We start from the raw sequence: 17,565 nt of genomic DNA, 5'->3' as shown, positions 1-17,565 counted from the left end.
TCGCAAAAGTGGCGCTTCGGTGTACGACTACGTTAAAAATCGGCCGGAGCAGCCCGCCGGGCGGACGGTTCGTCGTGCGTGAAACGGTCGTTTGAACGTGTGTCGGGCCCGAAGGGCGACGCACGTGCCGCTGGCCGGCTATCGGGCGGCGGGGCAGGGCCGTACGGAACAGCGGGCGAGGCCGGGGGCGCGGCGGCGCGTGCCCCGGCCGGCCGTCAGTGCATCGCGGGGCCGACGCCGGCGACCGCATCCTGGCGACGGATGCGCAGCGCGAGGCCGAGCAGCCCGGCGGCAGCGGCGAACGCCGCGCCCACCGCGAACGCGGCGTGGTAGCCGCCGTTCAGCGCCTCGAGCGGCGCGGCATGGGCGGCGGCCAGCGCGTCGCTGCGCGCGGCCGCGAGGCTCGCCAGCACGGCCAGGCCGAGCGCGCCGCCCATCATGAACGCGGTGTTGACGATGCCGGACGCGAGCCCGGAATCGGCCGGATCGACGTCGTTCATCGCGGCCAGCAGCACCGGATTGAACGCGACGCCCGCACCGATGCCGAGCAGCGTCATGCCGGGCAGCACGTGCCAGACGAAGCCGCCGTCCGCCGGCGCGCGCGCGAACAGCGCGAGGCCGCACGCCGCGATCAGCAGGCCGGCCGCGATCGGGCCGCGGATGCCGAAGCGCATCACGATCCGCGCGGACAGCCCGAGCGAGAACGCCGCCATGATCAGGTTCGCGGGCAGGAACGCGAGGCCGACCTGCAGCGGCCCGTAGCCGAGCACGCGCTGCATGTAGAGCGCGGACAGGAAGAACCACGCGAACAGCGCGGCCGCCCACAGCACGCCGATCACGTTCGCGAGCGCGACATTGCGCGCGGCGAACAGCGTGAGCGGCATCAGCGGATGCGCGACGCGCGCCTCGATCGCGATGAACAGCGCGAGCAGCGCGACGGCCGCGCCGATCAGCACGACGGTCTGCGTCGACAGCCAGCCGGCCTCGTTGCCGCCGACGATCCCGTAGACCGCGAGCATCAGCGACGCGGTGACGGTGATCGCGCCCGCGACGTCGAGCCGCGCGGCGTCGGCGGGCGGGCGCATGCGCGGCAGCAGCGCGACGCACATCGCATAGACCGCGATGCCGATCGGCAGGTTGACGAGGAAGATCCAGTGCCACGACAGCGTGCTCGTCAGCAGCCCGCCGAGCAGCACGCCGATGCTGCCGCCGCCCGCGCACACGAAGCCGTAGACGCCCATCGCGCGCGCCCGTTCGCCGGGCTCGGTGAACAGGTTCATGATCAGCGACAGCGACACGGCCGACACGATCGCGCCGCCGAAGCCCTGCACCGCGCGCGCGGCGATCAGCATCGTCTGCGATTGCGCGAGGCCGCAGGCGAGCGATGCAAGCGTGAACACGACCAGGCCCGCGAGGAACATGCGCCGCTGGCCGTACAGGTCGCCGAGCCGGCCGCCGAGCAGCAGGCAGCCGCCGAACGTCAGCAGGTACGCGTTGACGACCCACACGAGGGCCGTCTCGGTGAAATGGAGATCGGTGCTGATCGACGGCAGCGCAACGTTGACGATCGTGCTGTCGAGCACGATCATCAGCACGCCGAGGCAGAGGACGATCAGCGCGTACCAGCGCTTCTCGCCGTGAATCCCGTGGGTCATGGGCTTGCAGCCTTCTTTGTGATAGGTATTTGAAAGGCTGCATTGTAGACGTCATTCGCGCGCGCTTCCTGCCGGTTTGTGGCAGCAGCGACGCGTAGTGACGGGCGCGCTTCGCACGACGGTGTGGCGCGCGCCGGGCGCCGGGTTGTTATCCGCGCGGCGGCAGTTCGCAGCCGTCCGGGCCGCAGGCGGCGGCGTCGCCGGTCAGCTCGACGATGCCGCCGTCGCGCCATGCCTGGTCGAGCGCCTGCGCGAACACGTCCGCCGGTTGCGCGCCCGACACCGCGTAGCGGCCGTCGAACACGAACAGCGGCACGCCGCGTCCGCCGATCTGCTCGGCGAGCGCGATGTCGGCCTCGACTTCGTCGCGGTAGGCGTCGCTGCGCAGCACCGCTTCGGCAGCCGCGCGCTCCAGCCCGGCTTCGACCGCGAAATCGAGCAGTGCCGCGTGGTCGAACAGCGAGCCGTGTTCGCAGAAATACGCGCGGTACAGCCGCTCGGTCAGCGCATGCGCGCGCCCCGTCGCTTGCGCGAGCTTCACGAGCCGGTGAGCGTCGAGCGTGTCGCCGGCGAGCGTGCCGGGCAGGTCGTAGTCGAGCCCGACGCTCGCGGCCGCGTCGGTTACCTGGCGCAGCATCTGGTCGACCTGCGCGGACGACATCCGGTACTTGCCCGCGAGCATCGCCTCGACCGGTTCGACCGGATGGCCCGGCATCAGCCGGTACGCGCGCAGCACGACCTCGACGTGCTCGGCGTGCGCGAACGCGGCGAGCGCCTCGTCGAAGCGGCGCTTGCCGATCCAGCACCACGGGCAGATCAGGTCGGACCAGATTTCGACGGTCAGGGGCAGGCGGGCAGTCGGGGCAGCGGTGGTCGGCATCGGGACTCCGGGCAGCAGAAAAAGTGTAACTGAGACTATATCACTTTCCGGCTTCGAGGCTGGGGCGCGGCGCGGCCGCGTTGCCCGGCACTGCCCGCGCGGGCAGGCGGTATCCGGCGCGCGCCGGTGCGGCACGCGGCTTGCCGGCTTACGCGTCGTCCTGCGTTTCCTTCAGATGCTTCAGGTGCTTGTAGACGGTCGCGCGGCCCATCCCGAGCACGTTCGCGACATAGTTCGCGGCGCTCTTGCCGCGGAACGCGCCTTCCGCATGCAGCGCCTCGACGAGCTCGCGCCGATGCTCGCGCGTGAGCCCGTTCAGGCCGACCTGACGCTCGCGCAGCCAGCCGTGCAGGAACGTGTTGATGCGCTCCTGCCAGTCGTCGCGGAACAGCTCGTCGGGCTGCGCGACGACGCCCGCGCCCTTGATGAACACGTCGAGCGTCGTGCGGACGTCGTCGAACACCGCGATGTTGAAGTTGATGCACATCATCCCGGCCGGGTGGCCTTCGTCGTCGAACAACACGTTGCTCACGCAGCGCATGCGCCGTCCGTCCCAGTTCAGCTTCTCGTACGGGCCGATCACGCGCTCGCGCGCCGAATGATCGATTTCCTCGAGCGCCGAGTCGTCGCCGACCTCGCGTTTCGACAGGTTGTTCGCGAGATACAGCACGGTCTGGTCGTGCAGGTCGTGGATCACGACTTCCGCGTACGGGAAGAACAGCGCCGCGATGCCGTCGGCGATCGGTGCGTAGCGGGTGAGCAGCAGGTCTTTGACGGGGGATTGCTTCTTGCGCATCGGAATCGCCATCTCGGGTGAGCGGGGGCCGGGCGGTGCGTCGGCGCGCCGCGCCGGCGTGCCGTTGGCCGGCATGTCCGTGCGCGCACGCGCCGCCGCCGCGGCGGTTGCGCCATTGTATCGGCCCCGCGTGCGCGTGACGCTCATGCGCGCGTCAGCTGCGTGTACAGCGCGTGCGCGATCGCGATGTCCTCGAGTCCGAGGCCGATCGAGCGGAAGAACGCGTGACGCGTGCGCGACGGCGCCGCGCAACTGCCGGCGACGAGCGCGGGCAGGTCGCCGACGATTCGCTCGGGCGACCAGCCGTGTTCGGCCGCCGCGAGCTGCATCTCGCCCGCGCTCGCGGGCGTCGTGTGCCGGTCGTCGCAGTACACGTCCATGCCGGGCAGCCAGGCGGGCGGGATTTCGTGTGCGCGCGCGACGTTGGTGCTGATCGACGTGACGAGCGCGGGGCGGGTGAGCATGCCGTCGGCGAGCACCGGCGTGCCCGACGACGTGCAGAGCATGACGACGTCCGCGTCGCGCACGCACGCCTCGACGCTCGCGGCCGGCCGCGCGCGCGGATCGATCCGCGCGAGCGCCGCCTGCAGCGCGGCGTCGCCGGCGAGCGCCGGCGAATGGACGCTGATCGATGCCCAGTCGCGCAATCCCGCGGTGTGGCGCAGATGCGCGAGGCCGACCGCGCCCGTGCCGATCACGGCGAGCCGGCGCGCATCGCGCGGCGCGAGGCAGTCGACCGCGAGCGCGGTCGTGCCGGCCGTGCGCTCGACCGTCAGCAGCCCGGCGTCGCACCACATCAGCGGCTGGCCGGTGCGCATCGACATCAGCGCGGTCCATGCCGTGACGATCGGTCTCCCGTCGGGTTTGCCGCCGGTCACGATGTACGGCGACAGCTTCGCGCCGAACACCTGTTCGTCGGCGAGCGCGCCGAGGTACGTGATGAAGTCGCCGGCCTGTTCCGGGAACAGCGTGAGGGTTTGCGGCGGCTGCACCGCGCGGGCCGACGCGAGCGACGCGAACATGCGGCGCAGCGTGCCGAGCACGTCGAGCGACGGCAGCGCAGCGCGCACCGCGGCTTCGTCGACGGTCAGCGGCAGGGTCGGGGCGGGTTGCGTCATGGCACTTCTCCGGTCGGGAGCCGGACAACGCAGTCTCGAAAGACGGCGTCCGGCGATGTTCGTGATGGATTAAAAGTCTAATATAGACAAAGAAAGTCGGGTGAGTTTTTCTTTTCGGGACGGGAGGGTTCCGGCAGTTTTTGGAAAAACATCGACAAATCAACGGCATTCTTTGCACCCTGCAGCATTTCGACAGGCAGCACCCCGGTCCGGATTATCGTATCCCCTATAGTCTATAGTAGACTAAGAGTCTATATTTGACGTGCAGACCAGCGTGCCGCCGCACGGCGCCATGCGACCGGTCTTCATCGCCTCAATCCAGAACCGAAGGATCTCCGTCATGAACTGGAAGCTTTCCCTTTGCGCCGTCGCGGCGCTTGCGTGCGCGGCCGTCACGGCCCACGCGGAACAGACCACGCTGCGCTTCGGGATCGAAGCCGCCTACCCGCCGTTCGAGAGCAAGACGCCGGCCGGCCAGTTGCAGGGTTTCGACGTCGACATCGGCAACGCGGTGTGCGCGAAGCTGAACATGAAGTGCGTGTGGGTCGAGAACGCGTTCGACGGGCTGATTCCGGCGTTGCAGGCGCGCAAGTTCGACGCGATCAATTCGGCGATGAACATCACCGCGAAGCGCAAGCAGAGCATCGACTTCACGCCGGCGATCTACGTGGTGCCGATCGTGATGGTCGCGCGGCGCGGCTCGCCGCTGCGGCCGGATGCGGCGAGCCTGCGCGGCAAGCACGTCGGCGTGCTGCAGGGGTCGTCGCAGGAGGATTTCCTGAAGGCGCACTGGGCCAACGCGGGCGTCGCCGTCGTGTCGTATCAGGATCAGGACCAGATCTACGCGGATCTCGCAGCCGGCCGTCTCGACGCGGCCGTGCAGGAAGCGCAGACCGCGCAGGACGGTTTCCTCGACAAGCCGGCCGGGCGCGATTACCAGATCGTCGGCGATCCGCTGAAGGATCCCGCGACGCTCGGCGAAGGCACCGGCTTCGGGATGCGCAAGGGCGACAAGGCGCTGCAGGCGAAGATCGTCGGCGCGCTCGATGCGCTGAAGCAGGACGGCACGCTCGGCGCGCTGTCGCAGAAGTACTTCAAGCGCGACATCATCGCGAAGTAAGCTTCCCCGCGCGCCGGCCGCGGGGCCGGTGCGCGTCGCACCGAATCTCGACGCAGTACGGAAAAGCATGGATTTCGACGTCATCGTTCTGGGGGCCGGCATCGTCGGCGTGTCGTCGGCGCTGCATCTGCAGGATCGCGGGCTGCGCGTCGCGCTCGTCGACCGGCGCGCGCCCGGCGAGGAAACGAGCCACGGCAATGCCGGGCTGATCGAGCGCTCGTCGGTCGTGCCGTACGCGTTCCCGCGCCGGCTCGGCACGCTGCTGCGCTACGCGCGCAACCGCTCGGTCGATCTCTATTGGGACTACAAAGCATTGCCCGCGTATGCGGGCTGGCTCGCGCGCTTCTGGCGCGAATCGTCGCCGCAACGGCTCGCGGCCGCCGCGCGCGACATGCTGCCGCTGGTGGCGGCGAGCGTCGTCGAGCACGACGCGTTGCTCGCGCGCACCGACGCGCAGCCGCTCGTGCACGACGGCGGGTGGATCGAGGCATTCCGTTCGCCCGCGCTGTTCGACGCGGAAACGCGCGCGCAGCAGCGCGTGGCCGACGCGCACGGGTTGCGCATGAGTGTGCTCGATGCGCGTGCGCTGCACGATCGCGAACCCGGCATCGGCGATGCCTTCTGCGGCGCCTTCCACTGGCAGGATCCGAAGACCGTGTCGAGCCCGGGCGGGCTGACGAAGGCCTACGCGCGGCTGTTCGAGCGCGACGGCGGCACGTTCGTGTCCGGCGACGCGACGACGCTGGCGCAGGTGCGCGACGGCTGGCAGGTCGATACCGGGCACGGTCCGGTGTCGGCGAAGTCGGTCGTGGTGGCGCTCGGGCCGTGGTCCGATCACGTGTTCGCGCCGCTCGGCTACCGGATTCCGCTGCGCGCGAAGCGCGGCTATCACATGCACTACCGGCCGACGCGCACGCCGCTGAACGTGCCGGTGTGCGATACCGAGGAAGGTTTCGTCGTCGCGCCGATGGAAGGCGGCCGCCTGCGGCTCACGACCGGCGTCGAGATCGCGCTGCGCGGCGCGCCGCCGACCGGCGTGCAGCTTGCGCGCGCGGAGCCGCTCGCGCGCGACGCGTTCGGCATCGGCGAGCGTCTCGACCCGGCGCCGTGGCTCGGGATGCGGCCGTGTACACCCGACATGCGGCCGGTGATCGGGCCTGCGCCGCGCCATCGTCATCTGTGGTTCGCGTTCGGCCATTGCCACCACGGGCTCACGCTCGGCCCCGCGACCGGGCGGCTCCTCGCGGAAATGATGACGGGCGCGCCGACCTACATCGATCCGCATCCGTATCGCCCCGCGCGCTTCGGCTGAGCGCGCCAGACCGTGGCGGCCGCGCGTGCGGCTCCACGGTTGTTCGTCGAGCCGGCCGGAGCGATGGTCGACTGGATTGACGCGCGAGTGCAAACGATCCGCGTAATCGGGCGGAAAGAAATCGCGAAATAGAAAAATCCAGAAATCGCGATTCGTCAATGTAGTCACCATTGCGACGAAAAGCAGAGCGGGAAGTCCGCCCGGGCAATCCGGCATGTACCGGAACACGTTACCGCAGCCTCGCAAGCGTTACGTTACATCGGCGTTCCGCACGCCTTCTTCGTCGGACGGTCAAGGCGATCCGGCGCGCCCGTTTGCCCGGAAATTCCTGAAAAACCCGTCATTGGCTTGCAATGAGCCAACGAATGAATCCGCTTCGTCGCGGTGGCACGCTTCGTGCAATCGGTCCCCATGCTGGATTAACGGAGTGCCAACCGAGACGGGGTAGCGATGCGGCAAAAACTCAAATTGACGGGGATGGCGTTGTCGGTCGCGACGGCGTTCGGCGGGCTCGCTTCGGGGGCGGCCATGGCCGAGTCGCTCGGTGCGCTGCCGATTCCGCAAGCGATCGTCAATCCGCCGGCCAACAACGTATCCGTCGGGCTGGTCGCGACGGCCACGTCGCCGCTCGGTTCGGTTGCCGTGGTGACGGGCGCATCGGGTTCGGTTCAGACATCGCTCGGCAATCCCGGCCAGGCGCTGTCGGGTGCGGTGAGCGGGCTGACGGGCGCGCTTGGCGGCAGTGGCGGCACGGCGACGCCGCTCGCGCCGGTGCAGGGCGTTGCGAGTCAGGTGACCGGTGCGCTCGGCGGCAACAACCCGGCTGGTGCGTTGGGCGGCGCGCTGAATACGGGGGCGGGCGCGTTGAGCAACGCACTCGGCACGGCAACGGGCGCGCTGGGTAACGCCGGCGGCGCGACGAACCCGCTGGCGCCGCTTCACGGTGCGGTGAATCAGGTAACGGGCCCGCTCGGCGGCGGCAACCCGGCACGCGCGCTGACCGGCGCATTGGGCAACCTCGTCGGCAGCAATCCGGCAAATGCACTGACCGGTGTCCTGGGCACCGTCACCGGCGCGTTGGGCGCCGCCGGCAGCGCGACCCCGATCGCGCCGCTCCAGAGCGTCGTCGACCAGGTCACGGGCACGCCGGGCAGCGGCAACCCGGCCGGCACGCTGGGCAACGCGGTCAATACGATCGCGGGGACGCCCGGCAACGCCGGCGGCACATCGAATCCGCTCGCGCCGGTGCAAGGCGCCGTCACGCAACTCGCCGGCACGCTGGGCAGCGATAACCCGGCAGGCGCGATAACGGGCGCGGTGAACTCGCTGACCGGCACGCTCGGCAACCTCGGCGGGTCGGACCCGCTCGCGCCGGTACAGGGTGTCGTGAATCAGGTCGTCGGCACGCTGTCCGGTGCCGGCGCCGGCAGCGGCAGCCCGATCACGCCGATCACGAACCTCGTCGGCGGCCTGCAGAACGCGCTGCCGACGAGCGGCAACGCGGCAGGCGCGCTCACCGGTGCGCTCGGCTCGGTGCGGGGCGCGCTCGGCAACCTCGGCGGCTCGAATCCGCTCGCGCCGGTGCAGGGCGTCGTGAACCAGGTCGTCGGCACGCTCGGCGGCAGCAACCCCGCGGGCGCGCTGAGCAACGCGGTCAACTCGGTGACGGGCGCGCTCGGCAATCTTGGCAATCTCGGCGGCTCGAACGCGCTCGCGCCGGTGCAAGGCGTCGTGAACCAGGTCGTCGGTACGCTGTCGGGCGCCGGCGGCGGCAACGCGGCAGGCGCGCTGACCGGTGCGCTCGGCTCGGTGACGGGGGCGCTCGCGAACGGCCCGGCGGCGCTCGGGCAGGCGGCCGGCTCGCTGCTGTCGACGGGCACCAATGCGACGACGGCGGTCGTCAACGCGGTCGGCACCACGCTGGGCACGGCGCTCGGTTCCGTGCCGGGCCTGTCGGGCGCGTCGCACCCGGGCGGCGGTTCGGCGAACAACCCGCTCGCACCGGTGTCGACGCTGCTTCAGTCGGTGACAGGCGCACTGCCGAAGTAACCGGCGCGAACGCGCGGCGGCGACGCATCGTCAGCCGCGCGAACCGGGTCGCGCAACGCGGCATGACAGCAATGTCATGCCGCGTTTTCGTTGGATCCCCGAATGCGTTCGTCGGATGAATGGCCGGTGCGTGCTTGCCGCCAGCCACATTGCGGGGCGGTATGGAATAACCGGCCGGGCCCGTCCGTTTACATACCGAGTCGCGGCGCGATCGAGCGGCGGGATAATGGTCATGACGAAGTCGACCGTCCCGTGCGTCGGCGCCGTGCCGTCATGCCATGCCAGGGAGAACGGGAATGAAGACGATGCTGTTCGCCGTCGCGCTGACTGCCGCGATCGCGCGGCCCGCCGCCGCGGAGCCGCCGCAGACCGTCGACGGGAAACTGATCGACGAAGATCACATGACGCTGTACGTGTTCGATCACGACGCGCCGGGCAAGAGCACGTGCACCGGCGCGTGCGCGGTCAACTGGCCGCCGGTGCTCGCCGACGGCTACGACAAGGCGTCGGGCGCACTGAGCCTCGTGGTGCGCGGCGACGGCAAGAAGCAATGGGCATATCACGGCCGCCCGCTGTATCGCTGGAAGATGGACCGCAAGGCCGGCGACGCGGGCGGCGACGGGGTCGGCGGGATGTGGCACGTCGCGCGTCCCTGAGCGACCGACGGAGTGACGGCGCGGCGACGCGCGAGGCATCCGGATGAGCTACGAATCGGATCTGCTGGTATGGCTGCCGCATCTCACGCGGTATGCGCGCGCGTTGACGGGCGACCGGGCCTGGGCGGACGATCTCGTGCAGGACACGCTCGAGCGCGCGCTGAACCGGCCGCCGCGCGATGGCGGCAACCTGCGCGCGTGGCTGCTGACGCTGCTGCGCCACCGCTTCATCGACCAGTTGCGCGCGCGGCGCGAGTTCGCGGTCGACGATGCGACCGCGCCCTGGCAGACGATGGCTGCACCCGATGACGAGGTCGGCGGCCTGATGTTGCGCGACGTGCAGCGCGCGTTGTACCGGCTGCCGGTCGAGCAGCGCGAGGTGCTGCTGCTGGTCGCGCTCGAGGAATTGAGCTACCGCGACGCAGCACAGGTGCTGGGCGTGCCGGTGGGGACGGTGATGTCGCGGCTGTCGCGGGCGCGCGAACAGATGCGTGCGCTACTGTCCGGCGAGCAGCCCGCGCACCGCGCGGCTGCACTCAGGGTGATCGGGAAGACATGATGGACGACGATCCGCGCAGACCTTCGAACGACCGGGACGACGGCGCCGATGCCTCGGCCCAGCTGCTGTCCGCGCTGCTCGACGGCGAGCTGTCCGGGGCGGCGCGCCGCGAGGTGCTCGAGCGGCTGCAGGCCGATCCGCGCGAAGCCGGCCGATTCGCGCATTACGGCGCGCAGCGCGATGCGTTGCACGCGCTGTTTCCGTTGCCGGCCGCCGCGCCGGCGCTGTTCGTGCAGCGGCGCGCGTCGCGCCGGCGCGGGGTCGCGTATGCATTCGCGGGGCTGGCGGCCGGGCTGGTGATCGGCATTGCGCTGCATGCGGGCTGGACGGCGTTCGGCGTCCAGCCGGCGTTTGCCGCGCGCGCGGATGCCGCCTATGCCGTATATGCGGTCGATCGCGACCATCCGGTCGAAATCGACGCCCGCGATCCGGCGCGTCTGGGCGGATGGCTGTCCGCGCGTCTCGGCCGGACCGTGCGTGCGCCGTCGCTTGACGAATACGGCTATGCGCTGCTGGGCGGCCGACTGCTGCCGGGCGACGCGGGGCCGGCCGCGCAACTGATGTATCAGCGTGCGGACGGCGCGCGCGTGACGTTGTACATGACGGCTTACGATGCGCGGCGGCTCGCGCCGCAGGCGATGTCGGCGGATGGCCGCTACACGTATTTCTGGTCGGATCGCGGCATGGGTTATGCGCTGTCCGGCCGAGGCGACGAACGGCGGCTGCGCGCGCTCGCGATCGACGCGTGCGGCGCGCTCGGCGGGCCGACGGATGCATGGAAGGGATGACGCGCGCGGCACCGGCAGGGAGCAAGGCATGAACGCGAAGACGGCGATGACGTTGGCTGTGGCGGTACTCGCGGCAGGCGTGGGGCTCGCGCGGGCGGACGGCGATGCTCCGGTTCACGTGCCGGTCGACGCCGATGGCGTGCAGCGGGTGAGCATCGTCGGCGGCAGCTATTTCTTTCGTCCGAACCACGTGATCGTCCGCGCGCACGTGCCGGTCGAACTGACCGTATCGGCCGAACCGGGTCTCGTGCCGCACAGTTTCGAAATCGATGCGCCGCAGGCCGGCATCGCGATGCACACCGAACTGGCCACGACGCCGCGCACCTTCCGCTTCACGCCGACGACGCCCGGTCGTTTCGCCTACTATTGCACGCATCGGCTGCTGTTCTTGCGCAGCCATCGCGAGCGCGGGATGGAAGGCGTGCTCGACGTCGAGGCGGCGCCATGATCGCCGCATTGCTGGCCGCGAGCCTGATAGGAGCGAGCATGACAGCCGATCCCGTGACCGTCGCGCAGGCGCATTTCGACCACGTCCAGTCGTACCGCGCGACGATTCGCGCGTCGGGGAGAAGCGGCGAGCGCACCGAGATTCACTACGCCTACCTGAAACCCGGCTTCGTCCGGATGGATTTCGTGTCGCCGCATCACGGCGCGGTGCTCGCCTACGATCCCGGCGAAGGCAAGGTCCGGCTGCGTCCGTTCGGCGAACACGCACTGCCTGCGCTGACGCTGTCGCCGTCCAATCCGCTCGTGCGCGATCGCAGCGGCCACCGTGTCGACCACTCGGACGTCGGCGCGCTGCTGCGCAACGTCCATGCGCTGCAGCAGGGCGGGGCGACGGTGACCGCGGGCGAGGAAACCGTCGGCGGCCGCACCGCGCTGCGCGTATCGGTGACGGGCGCGCCCGCGCATGCGATCCACGGCGTGCATCGCTACGAGCTGTGGCTCGACATCGAGGACGGCTTCCCGTTGAAGGTCGTCAGTTTCGCGGATGGCGACGGCGAGCCGCTCGAAACCGTGACGCTCGACGACGTCGAGATCGACGTCGCGTTTCCCGCACGCTTTTTCGCGCCCTGATCGCGCTTCATGCACGCGCACGACACGCCGGAGGCGGCATGGCGGAATACCGGTTTTCGACGACGTGGCGCGTGGATGCGCCGCTCGCGGTCGTCTGGGAGGCGATCTACCAGGTCGACCGCTGGCCCGACTGGTGGAAGAGCGCCGTGCGGACCGTCGAGATCGAGCGTGGCGACGCCCGCGGCGTCGGCGCGCTGCAGCGCTATACGTGGAAGGGCGCGCTGCCGTACCGGCTGACCTTCGACATGCGCGTGCGGCGCATCGAGCCGCCTCACGTGCTCGAAGGCCGCGCGAGCGGCGCGATCGAAGGCGACGGATGCTGGTCGTTCGTCGCCGACGGCACGCGCACCGTCGTGCGCTACGACTGGCACATTCGCACCCGCGAGCGCTGGATGAACTGGCTGGAGCCGGTTGCGCGCCCGCTGTTCAGATGGAATCACGACGTCGTGATGCGCGAAGGCGCGAAAGGCCTCGCGCGCCGGCTCGGCGCCGAAGTCGAAACGGCCGGCCGCACCTTCCGGCCGGCCGCGGGCGCGGACTGCGCCGACGTGTGAGCCGGCGCGCCGGTCAGCGCGCGTACGCCATCACCGCGCCGTCGACGACGAGCGCGACGCGCGCGCCGACGGCCGGACACCGATGTCCCGGCACGCGCGCACGTACAAGCGTGTCGGCATCGGCATCGAGCCGCACGAGCACGTCGGCGTCCTGCCCGGCGAACTGCGTGGCTTCCACCCGCGCGGCATGACTGCCCGCGGTGCCGGCCTGTGCGGCGGGCACGATGCCGATCTGTTCCGGACGCAGCATCGCGTCGGCCGGCCCGTCGGGCAGCGGCGCGACGAGCGGCAGCTCGCCGAGCACGCAGACGATGCGCCCGTCGCGCACGCGGCCCGCGAGCAGCACGGCCTGCCCGACGAACGACGCGATGTCGCGCGTGACGGGCTGCCGGTACAGCGTCTGCGGCGCGGCGGTCTGCACGAGCCGGCCCTGCCACATCACCGCGACTTCATCGCCGAGCGTCATGGCTTCGGGCTGATCGTGCGTGACGAGCACCGACGTCGCGCCTGCCGCGGCGAGGGCATCGGCGACCGCGCTGCGCGTTTCGTGCCGCAGCGACGTATCGAGTGCGGAGAACGGCTCGTCGAGGATCACGAGCGACGGTTCGGGCGCGAGTGCGCGCGCCAGCGCGACGCGCTGCTGCTGTCCGCCGGACAGTTGTTGCGGCATGCGGCTCGCATACGATGCGGGCAGCCCGACCATCTCGAGCAGTTCGTCGACGCGATGATGACGTCGGCGTGCCGCGCGCGGCAGCCCGAACGCGATGTTGTCGGCCACCGACAGATGCGGAAACAGCGCGCCTTCCTGCGGCACGTAGCCGATCCGGCGCTGCTCGGGCGGCAGATGGAGGTCGGGCGCGGCCACGCGCCGGCCGTCGATCTCGACGGTGCCGCGCTCGGCGTGCTCGAAGCCGCACAGCACACGCAGCAGCGTCGTCTTGCCGCTGCCGGACGGGCCGAGCAGCGCGAGCCGCGAGCCGCGCCGTACCGTGAGGTCGATATCGTGCAGGACGGTATGCGATCCGAACGATTTGGACAGGCCGTGGATGCGTAATTCGCTCATGAGCGGTTCCGGGGGAAAGAGGGCGGTGCGCTCAGTGGCGCACCGACGCGCGGCCGAGCAGCAGGAACAGCAGGCCCGACGCGCCCAGCGACAGCGCGACCAGAAGCGCCGCATACGGCGCCGCGGCCGCGAACGCGAGGGTCGCCGTATCGCTCCACACCTGCGTCGCGAGCGTGCGCGTGCCGATCGGCGACAGCAGCAGCGTCGCGTTCAGCTCCGTCACGACCGAGATGAATACCATCGTCGCGGCGGCGCCGAGGCCCGGCGCCGCGAGCGGCAACACCACGCGCGTGAGCGTCGCGCGCCAGCCGAGACCGAGCGCGCGCGCGGTTTCCTCGAGCCGCACCTGTACGTGCGACAGCGCCGCGCGCACGCTCACGATCGCGAGCGGCAGGAACAGGATCGCGTAGGCGGCGACGAGCGCCGGCACGCTCTGGTACAGCGGTTGCAGCAGCCGCACGGTGATCGACACGATCGCGAGCGCGACGACGATGCCCGGCACGCCCTGCACGGTCATCGCCGTGCGTTCGAGCAGCGTCGCGACGCGGCCCGGGTGGCGCACCAGCAGGAACGCGAGCGGCAGCGCGAGCAGCGTCGTCACGGCCGCGGCCGTGAGACCGTAGCCGGCCGAGGCGAGCGTGGTCTGCCACAGCAGTTCGGGCGACACGTCGGCCGGCGTGACGGCCGCCGCTCCCTGTTGCGTGAGCCAGTAGCCGATCATCGCGAGCGGCACGCCGAGCGTGGCGAGCGCAACGGCGGCGAACACCGCGGCGACGGGGCCGCGCAGCCTGCCGAGCGGATAGCGCATCGCGACGCGGCGTGCGGAGCGGTGCGTATGGCCGTAGCGTGCCTGGCCGCGCGCGCGCGCCTCGACGGCCAGGCACAGCAGGCACAGCGCGATCAGCACGCAGCCGAGCAGCGATGCGCCGCCGCCGTCGAACGCGGTGCGGTATTCCGCGTAGATCTCGGTCGTGAAGGTCCGAAAGCGCAGCAGCTGGAACGCGCCGAACTCGGACAGCACGCCGAGCGCGACGAGCAGCATGCCGCCGCACAGCGCGGGGCGCAGTTGCGGCAGCACGACGCGAAAGAAGGTATGCCACGGCGAGCAGCCGAGCGTGCGCGCGCTTTCCTCGAGCGCGGGATCGAGCTCGCGCAACGCGGCCGCCACCGGCAGGTAGACGAGCGGAAAGTACGCGGACGTCAGCACGAGCAGCGCGCCGGTGAAATCCTGCAGGTCGAGGCTCAGCGACACCCACGCGTAGCTGGTGATGAACGGCGGCACCGCGAGCGGCGCGGCGGCGAGCGCGGCCCACAGCGGCCGAGCGGGCAGGTCGGTGCGCTCGATGAACCACGCGAGCGCCGTGCCGAGCAGCGCGCACGCGAGCGTCGCGGCCAGCGTGATCGACAGCGTGTTGACGAGCAGTTCGCCGACGAGCGGCCGCCACAGCAGCTCGATCGCATCGTCGAAGCCGAAGGTTGCCGCGCGGTACAGCGTGAAGCCGAGCGGCAGCAGGATCGCGAGCGGCCCGCACGCGGCGGCCGCGACGAGCGCACGCGACGGGCGCCGCCGCGTCGCGCTGCGCTCGCCGTCGGGTGTCGTGCGGGCCGTGCCGGACACGGCGTCGCTCATGATCAGAGGAGACCCGCCTGGCGCAGCAGCTTGCCGGCCTGGCTGTCGTCGCCGAGCTGATCGAACGTCAGCGCCGGCGGGTGCAGGTCATTGAACGGCTTCAGGATCGGATCGGGCGCGACGCCGGGCCGCAGCGGATACTCGAAGCTGATATGACCGTCGGCCATCAGTTTCTGTGCGCGCGCGCTCACCAGATACGCGACGAACTTCTGCGCGTCCGCCTGGTGCTTCGATGCCTTCAGCACCGCGGCGCCCGACACGTTGACGGCCGCACCGACGTCGCCGTTGGCGAAGTGATGGATCGCGCTCTTCGTCGATTTGTCGCCGAGCTCCGCGTGCAGACGTGCCCAGTAGTAGTTGTTGATCACGCCGGTCAGGACGCCGCCGCGGTTGACGGCCGCCGTCACGCCTTCGTCGTCGTCGAAGATCTGCGCGTTGGTCTTCAGGCCCTTCAGCCATTGCAGCGTCGCGGCCTCGCCGTGCAGCGCGAGCACGGCGCTCACGACCGGCAGGAAGTCGGCGTCGCTCGGCGCGATGCCGACCTTGCCCTTCCATTCGGGTTTCGCGAGGTCGAGCAGCGATGCGGGCAGTTGCTGCGGCTGGATCTTCGCGGTGTTGTAGACGAGCACGTTCTCGCGCGCGAGCACGCCGACCCAGTTGCCGTCGGCCGGGTTGAAGCGCGCGGGCACCGCCTGCAGCGCGGCGCCGTCGGTCTTCGCGAGCAGGCCCTTGTGATCGAGCAGCACGAGTTCCGGCGAGTTCTCGGTGAAGTACACGTCGGCCGGCGTGCGGTCGCCTTCCGCGACGAGTTGCGCGGCGAGCGCCGGGCCTTCGCCCGAGCGCACCTTCACGGCGATGCCGCTCTCTGCTTCGAAGTCCTTGACGAGCTGGTTGACGACCTGCTCGTGCTGCGCGTTGTACAGCGTGAGCGTGGCCGCGTGCGCGGGCATGGCATGCAGCGCGCCGGTCAGCATGAGCGCGGCGGCGGCCGCGGAGATCAGGTGCCGCAGCGGGCGGTTAACGGGTGAAGTATTCATGTCGTGGTCGTAGGTTGCATCCGGACGGGCCGGCAGGAAATGCGTCGTACGTCGTCGCGCCGTCAGGCTTCGAACAGTGCGGCGCCGATGTAGGAACCCGGTTGCGCGCCCGGCGGGCACGCGAAGATCGCGCTGCCGACGTGCGTGGTGAACTGGTTCATGATGTCCATCTTCGCGAGCTTCTCGTTGATCGGAATGAAGCCGTGGCGCGGGTCGCGCTGGTGCGCGACGAACATCAGCCCCGCGTCGTACTCGGTCTGCTGACGCCACGGCGGCCAGCGCTCGATGTAGAAGTTCGTGCTGTCGTTGTACGAATACGCGCGGCGCAGGATCTGCGCGCCGTTGTTCAGTTGGGGCGATGCGAGACGCGCGTGCGCGTTGTCCGGGATGACCGAGTTGCCGTCCTTGTCGACCGCGTCGAGATCGAGCGCTTCGAACTCTTCCTTGCCGCCGAGCGGCGCGCCGCTGTACTTTTTGCGGCCGAACACCTGCTCCTGAAAGCCGAGCTCGGTGTTGTCCCAGTGCTCGAGCGTGATGCGGATGCGGCGCACGACCGTGTAGGTGCCGCCGTTCATCCATGCCGGGCCTTCGGCGCCGGCCCACACGAATTTGTCCATCGAGCCCTGATCCTTGCTCGACGGATTCATCGTGCCGTCCTTGAAGCCCATCAGGTTGCGCGGCGTCTCGCCCGGCTTGCCGGACGTGAAGCCGGCCTGGCCCCAGCGCATCTGCACGGTCTTGCCGCCGAGCCGCACGAGCTGACGCACCGCGTGGAACGCGACCTGCGCGTCGTTCGCGCACGCCTGGATGAACAGGTCGCCGCCGGTCTTCTCCGGGATCAGCTGGTCGCCGTTGAAGCGCGGCAGATCGACCAGCGCGGCGGGGCGCTGCTTCTCGAGCCCGTAGCGGTCCTTGCCCGCGAGCGTGAACATGCCGGGCCCGAAGCCGAACGTGATGGTCAGCCGCGACGGGCCGATGCCGAGCGCGTCGCCCGAATCGGCCGGCGCCGCCTCGTCCGCGCCGTTCGCCGGCAGCGGCTGCGCGGTTTCGCCACGCGCGAGGCGCGCGGCCGCGTCGGTCCACGTCTTCAGCAGCGCGATCACGTCCGCGCGCCGGGTCGTCGCGAGGTCGAGCGCCGCGAAATACGCATTGCGCTGCTGCGGCGTCGCGATGCCGCTCTGGTGCTTGCCATAGAACGGTTCGATGTCGTCGTCGTGCGCGTGCGGGGACGGCGCGGCCGCCTCGGCCGCGCGCGCGGGCTGCATCGCGCC

The 17,565-nt window shown here is 70.4% G+C and carries 17 protein-coding genes; 9 read left to right on the top strand and 8 right to left on the bottom strand.

Annotation, left to right across the window (positions count from 1 at the left end):
* Positions 1 to 215 precede the first annotated feature (215 nt).
* The 4 genes from BME24068_RS32200 to BME24068_RS32185 form a co-directional block, all read right to left on the bottom strand.
* Positions 216 to 1,655 (bottom strand): DHA2 family efflux MFS transporter permease subunit, encoded by a 1,440-nt coding sequence (locus BME24068_RS32200; RefSeq protein WP_174928504.1) that lies wholly within the window; start codon positions 1,653 to 1,655, stop codon positions 216 to 218.
* Positions 1,656 to 1,803: 148 nt separating this feature from the next.
* A complete protein-coding gene (locus BME24068_RS32195) occupies positions 1,804 to 2,535 on the bottom strand; it encodes a DsbA family oxidoreductase (protein ID WP_174928503.1) in 732 nt (243 codons plus the stop codon).
* A gap of 148 nt (positions 2,536 to 2,683) precedes the next feature.
* Positions 2,684 to 3,478: a helix-turn-helix transcriptional regulator gene (locus tag BME24068_RS32190; RefSeq protein ID WP_174928502.1), complete on the bottom strand. Its 795-nt coding sequence runs from the start codon at positions 3,476 to 3,478 to the stop codon at positions 2,684 to 2,686.
* Positions 3,475 to 4,449 carry an ornithine cyclodeaminase family protein gene (locus BME24068_RS32185; RefSeq protein WP_174928501.1) on the bottom strand — a complete coding sequence of 325 codons (975 nt, stop codon included), beginning with the start codon at positions 4,447 to 4,449 and terminating at the stop codon, positions 3,475 to 3,477. Before BME24068_RS32185 ends, BME24068_RS32190 begins: the two co-directional genes overlap by 4 nt.
* A 340-nt stretch (positions 4,450 to 4,789) precedes the next feature.
* On the opposite strand from BME24068_RS32185, the gene BME24068_RS32180 reads away from it, so the two are divergent.
* The 9 genes from BME24068_RS32180 (at position 4,790) to BME24068_RS32140 (ending at position 12,564) form a co-directional block, all read left to right on the top strand.
* Positions 4,790 to 5,569 (top strand): ABC transporter substrate-binding protein, encoded by a 780-nt coding sequence (locus BME24068_RS32180; protein ID WP_174928500.1) that lies wholly within the window; start codon positions 4,790 to 4,792, stop codon positions 5,567 to 5,569.
* Between the two features lie 67 nt (positions 5,570 to 5,636).
* On the top strand, positions 5,637 to 6,881 hold the full coding sequence (locus tag BME24068_RS32175) for an NAD(P)/FAD-dependent oxidoreductase (RefSeq protein ID WP_174928499.1): 1,245 nt from the start codon (positions 5,637 to 5,639) through the stop codon (positions 6,879 to 6,881).
* A gap of 450 nt (positions 6,882 to 7,331) precedes the next feature.
* Complete coding sequence (locus BME24068_RS32170) at positions 7,332 to 8,930, top strand: beta strand repeat-containing protein (protein WP_174928498.1); 1,599 nt, start codon at positions 7,332 to 7,334, stop codon at positions 8,928 to 8,930.
* 296 nt (positions 8,931 to 9,226) lie between these two features.
* Positions 9,227 to 9,586 (top strand): COG4315 family predicted lipoprotein, encoded by a 360-nt coding sequence (locus BME24068_RS32165; RefSeq protein WP_096504867.1) that lies wholly within the window; start codon positions 9,227 to 9,229, stop codon positions 9,584 to 9,586.
* A 43-nt stretch (positions 9,587 to 9,629) separates the two neighbouring features.
* Positions 9,630 to 10,145, top strand: coding sequence for a sigma-70 family RNA polymerase sigma factor (locus tag BME24068_RS32160; RefSeq protein ID WP_096504865.1), 516 nt, complete (start codon positions 9,630 to 9,632; stop codon positions 10,143 to 10,145).
* Positions 10,145 to 10,933, top strand: coding sequence for an anti-sigma factor family protein (locus BME24068_RS32155; RefSeq protein ID WP_096504863.1), 789 nt, complete (start codon positions 10,145 to 10,147; stop codon positions 10,931 to 10,933). The genes BME24068_RS32160 and BME24068_RS32155 overlap by 1 nt, the downstream gene beginning before the upstream one ends.
* Before the next feature lie 28 nt (positions 10,934 to 10,961).
* Positions 10,962 to 11,381 (top strand): cupredoxin domain-containing protein, encoded by a 420-nt coding sequence (locus tag BME24068_RS32150; RefSeq protein WP_174928497.1) that lies wholly within the window; start codon positions 10,962 to 10,964, stop codon positions 11,379 to 11,381.
* Positions 11,378 to 12,010, top strand: a complete 633-nt coding sequence (locus BME24068_RS32145; protein ID WP_174928496.1) for a LolA family protein — start codon at positions 11,378 to 11,380, stop codon at positions 12,008 to 12,010. The genes BME24068_RS32150 and BME24068_RS32145 overlap by 4 nt, the downstream gene beginning before the upstream one ends.
* A gap of 38 nt (positions 12,011 to 12,048) precedes the next feature.
* The gene (locus tag BME24068_RS32140) at positions 12,049 to 12,564 is read left to right on the top strand and encodes an SRPBCC family protein (protein ID WP_174928495.1); all 516 of its coding nucleotides are present in this window, start codon (positions 12,049 to 12,051) and stop codon (positions 12,562 to 12,564) included.
* Between the two features lie 13 nt (positions 12,565 to 12,577).
* Here BME24068_RS32140 and BME24068_RS32135 read toward each other — a convergent pair whose 3' ends face one another.
* The 4 genes from BME24068_RS32135 to efeB form a co-directional block, all read right to left on the bottom strand.
* Positions 12,578 to 13,627: an ABC transporter ATP-binding protein gene (locus BME24068_RS32135; protein WP_096504855.1), complete on the bottom strand. Its 1,050-nt coding sequence runs from the start codon at positions 13,625 to 13,627 to the stop codon at positions 12,578 to 12,580.
* Positions 13,628 to 13,658: 31 nt separating this feature from the next.
* On the bottom strand, positions 13,659 to 15,257 hold the full coding sequence (locus tag BME24068_RS32130) for an ABC transporter permease (protein ID WP_174928494.1): 1,599 nt from the start codon (positions 15,255 to 15,257) through the stop codon (positions 13,659 to 13,661).
* 2 nt (positions 15,258 to 15,259) lie between these two features.
* Positions 15,260 to 16,294 (bottom strand): iron ABC transporter substrate-binding protein, encoded by a 1,035-nt coding sequence (locus BME24068_RS32125; protein WP_174928493.1) that lies wholly within the window; start codon positions 16,292 to 16,294, stop codon positions 15,260 to 15,262.
* Positions 16,295 to 16,356: 62 nt separating this feature from the next.
* Positions 16,357 to 17,565 (bottom strand): iron uptake transporter deferrochelatase/peroxidase subunit (gene efeB / locus BME24068_RS32120; protein WP_174928492.1); only part of this gene is annotated, 1,209 nt, incomplete at its 5' end.

Origin of the sequence: Burkholderia anthina (assembly GCF_902498995.1) — a bacterium.
Lineage (GTDB): Bacteria > Pseudomonadota > Gammaproteobacteria > Burkholderiales > Burkholderiaceae > Burkholderia > Burkholderia anthina.
This window is presented reverse-complemented; position numbering and strand designations above follow the sequence as displayed.

What these genes read in the sequence shown, in the direction of transcription:
- BME24068_RS32130 (WP_174928494.1), bottom strand. Translation starts at nt 15,257, where the DNA reads ATGAGCGACGCCGTGTCCGGCACGGCCCGCACGACACCCGACGGCGAG.
- BME24068_RS32125 (WP_174928493.1), bottom strand. Translation starts at nt 16,294, where the DNA reads ATGAATACTTCACCCGTTAACCGCCCGCTGCGGCACCTGATCTCCGCG.
- BME24068_RS32145 (WP_174928496.1), top strand. Translation starts at nt 11,378, where the DNA reads ATGATCGCCGCATTGCTGGCCGCGAGCCTGATAGGAGCGAGCATGACA.
- BME24068_RS32160 (WP_096504865.1), top strand. Translation starts at nt 9,630, where the DNA reads ATGAGCTACGAATCGGATCTGCTGGTATGGCTGCCGCATCTCACGCGG.
- BME24068_RS32175 (WP_174928499.1), top strand. Translation starts at nt 5,637, where the DNA reads ATGGATTTCGACGTCATCGTTCTGGGGGCCGGCATCGTCGGCGTGTCG.
- BME24068_RS32200 (WP_174928504.1), bottom strand. Translation starts at nt 1,655, where the DNA reads ATGACCCACGGGATTCACGGCGAGAAGCGCTGGTACGCGCTGATCGTC.
- BME24068_RS32135 (WP_096504855.1), bottom strand. Translation starts at nt 13,627, where the DNA reads ATGAGCGAATTACGCATCCACGGCCTGTCCAAATCGTTCGGATCGCAT.
- BME24068_RS32150 (WP_174928497.1), top strand. Translation starts at nt 10,962, where the DNA reads ATGAACGCGAAGACGGCGATGACGTTGGCTGTGGCGGTACTCGCGGCA.
- BME24068_RS32140 (WP_174928495.1), top strand. Translation starts at nt 12,049, where the DNA reads ATGGCGGAATACCGGTTTTCGACGACGTGGCGCGTGGATGCGCCGCTC.
- BME24068_RS32195 (WP_174928503.1), bottom strand. Translation starts at nt 2,535, where the DNA reads ATGCCGACCACCGCTGCCCCGACTGCCCGCCTGCCCCTGACCGTCGAA.
- BME24068_RS32165 (WP_096504867.1), top strand. Translation starts at nt 9,227, where the DNA reads ATGAAGACGATGCTGTTCGCCGTCGCGCTGACTGCCGCGATCGCGCGG.
- BME24068_RS32170 (WP_174928498.1), top strand. Translation starts at nt 7,332, where the DNA reads ATGCGGCAAAAACTCAAATTGACGGGGATGGCGTTGTCGGTCGCGACG.
- BME24068_RS32180 (WP_174928500.1), top strand. Translation starts at nt 4,790, where the DNA reads ATGAACTGGAAGCTTTCCCTTTGCGCCGTCGCGGCGCTTGCGTGCGCG.
- BME24068_RS32155 (WP_096504863.1), top strand. Translation starts at nt 10,145, where the DNA reads ATGGACGACGATCCGCGCAGACCTTCGAACGACCGGGACGACGGCGCC.
- BME24068_RS32190 (WP_174928502.1), bottom strand. Translation starts at nt 3,478, where the DNA reads ATGAGCGTCACGCGCACGCGGGGCCGATACAATGGCGCAACCGCCGCG.
- BME24068_RS32185 (WP_174928501.1), bottom strand. Translation starts at nt 4,449, where the DNA reads ATGACGCAACCCGCCCCGACCCTGCCGCTGACCGTCGACGAAGCCGCG.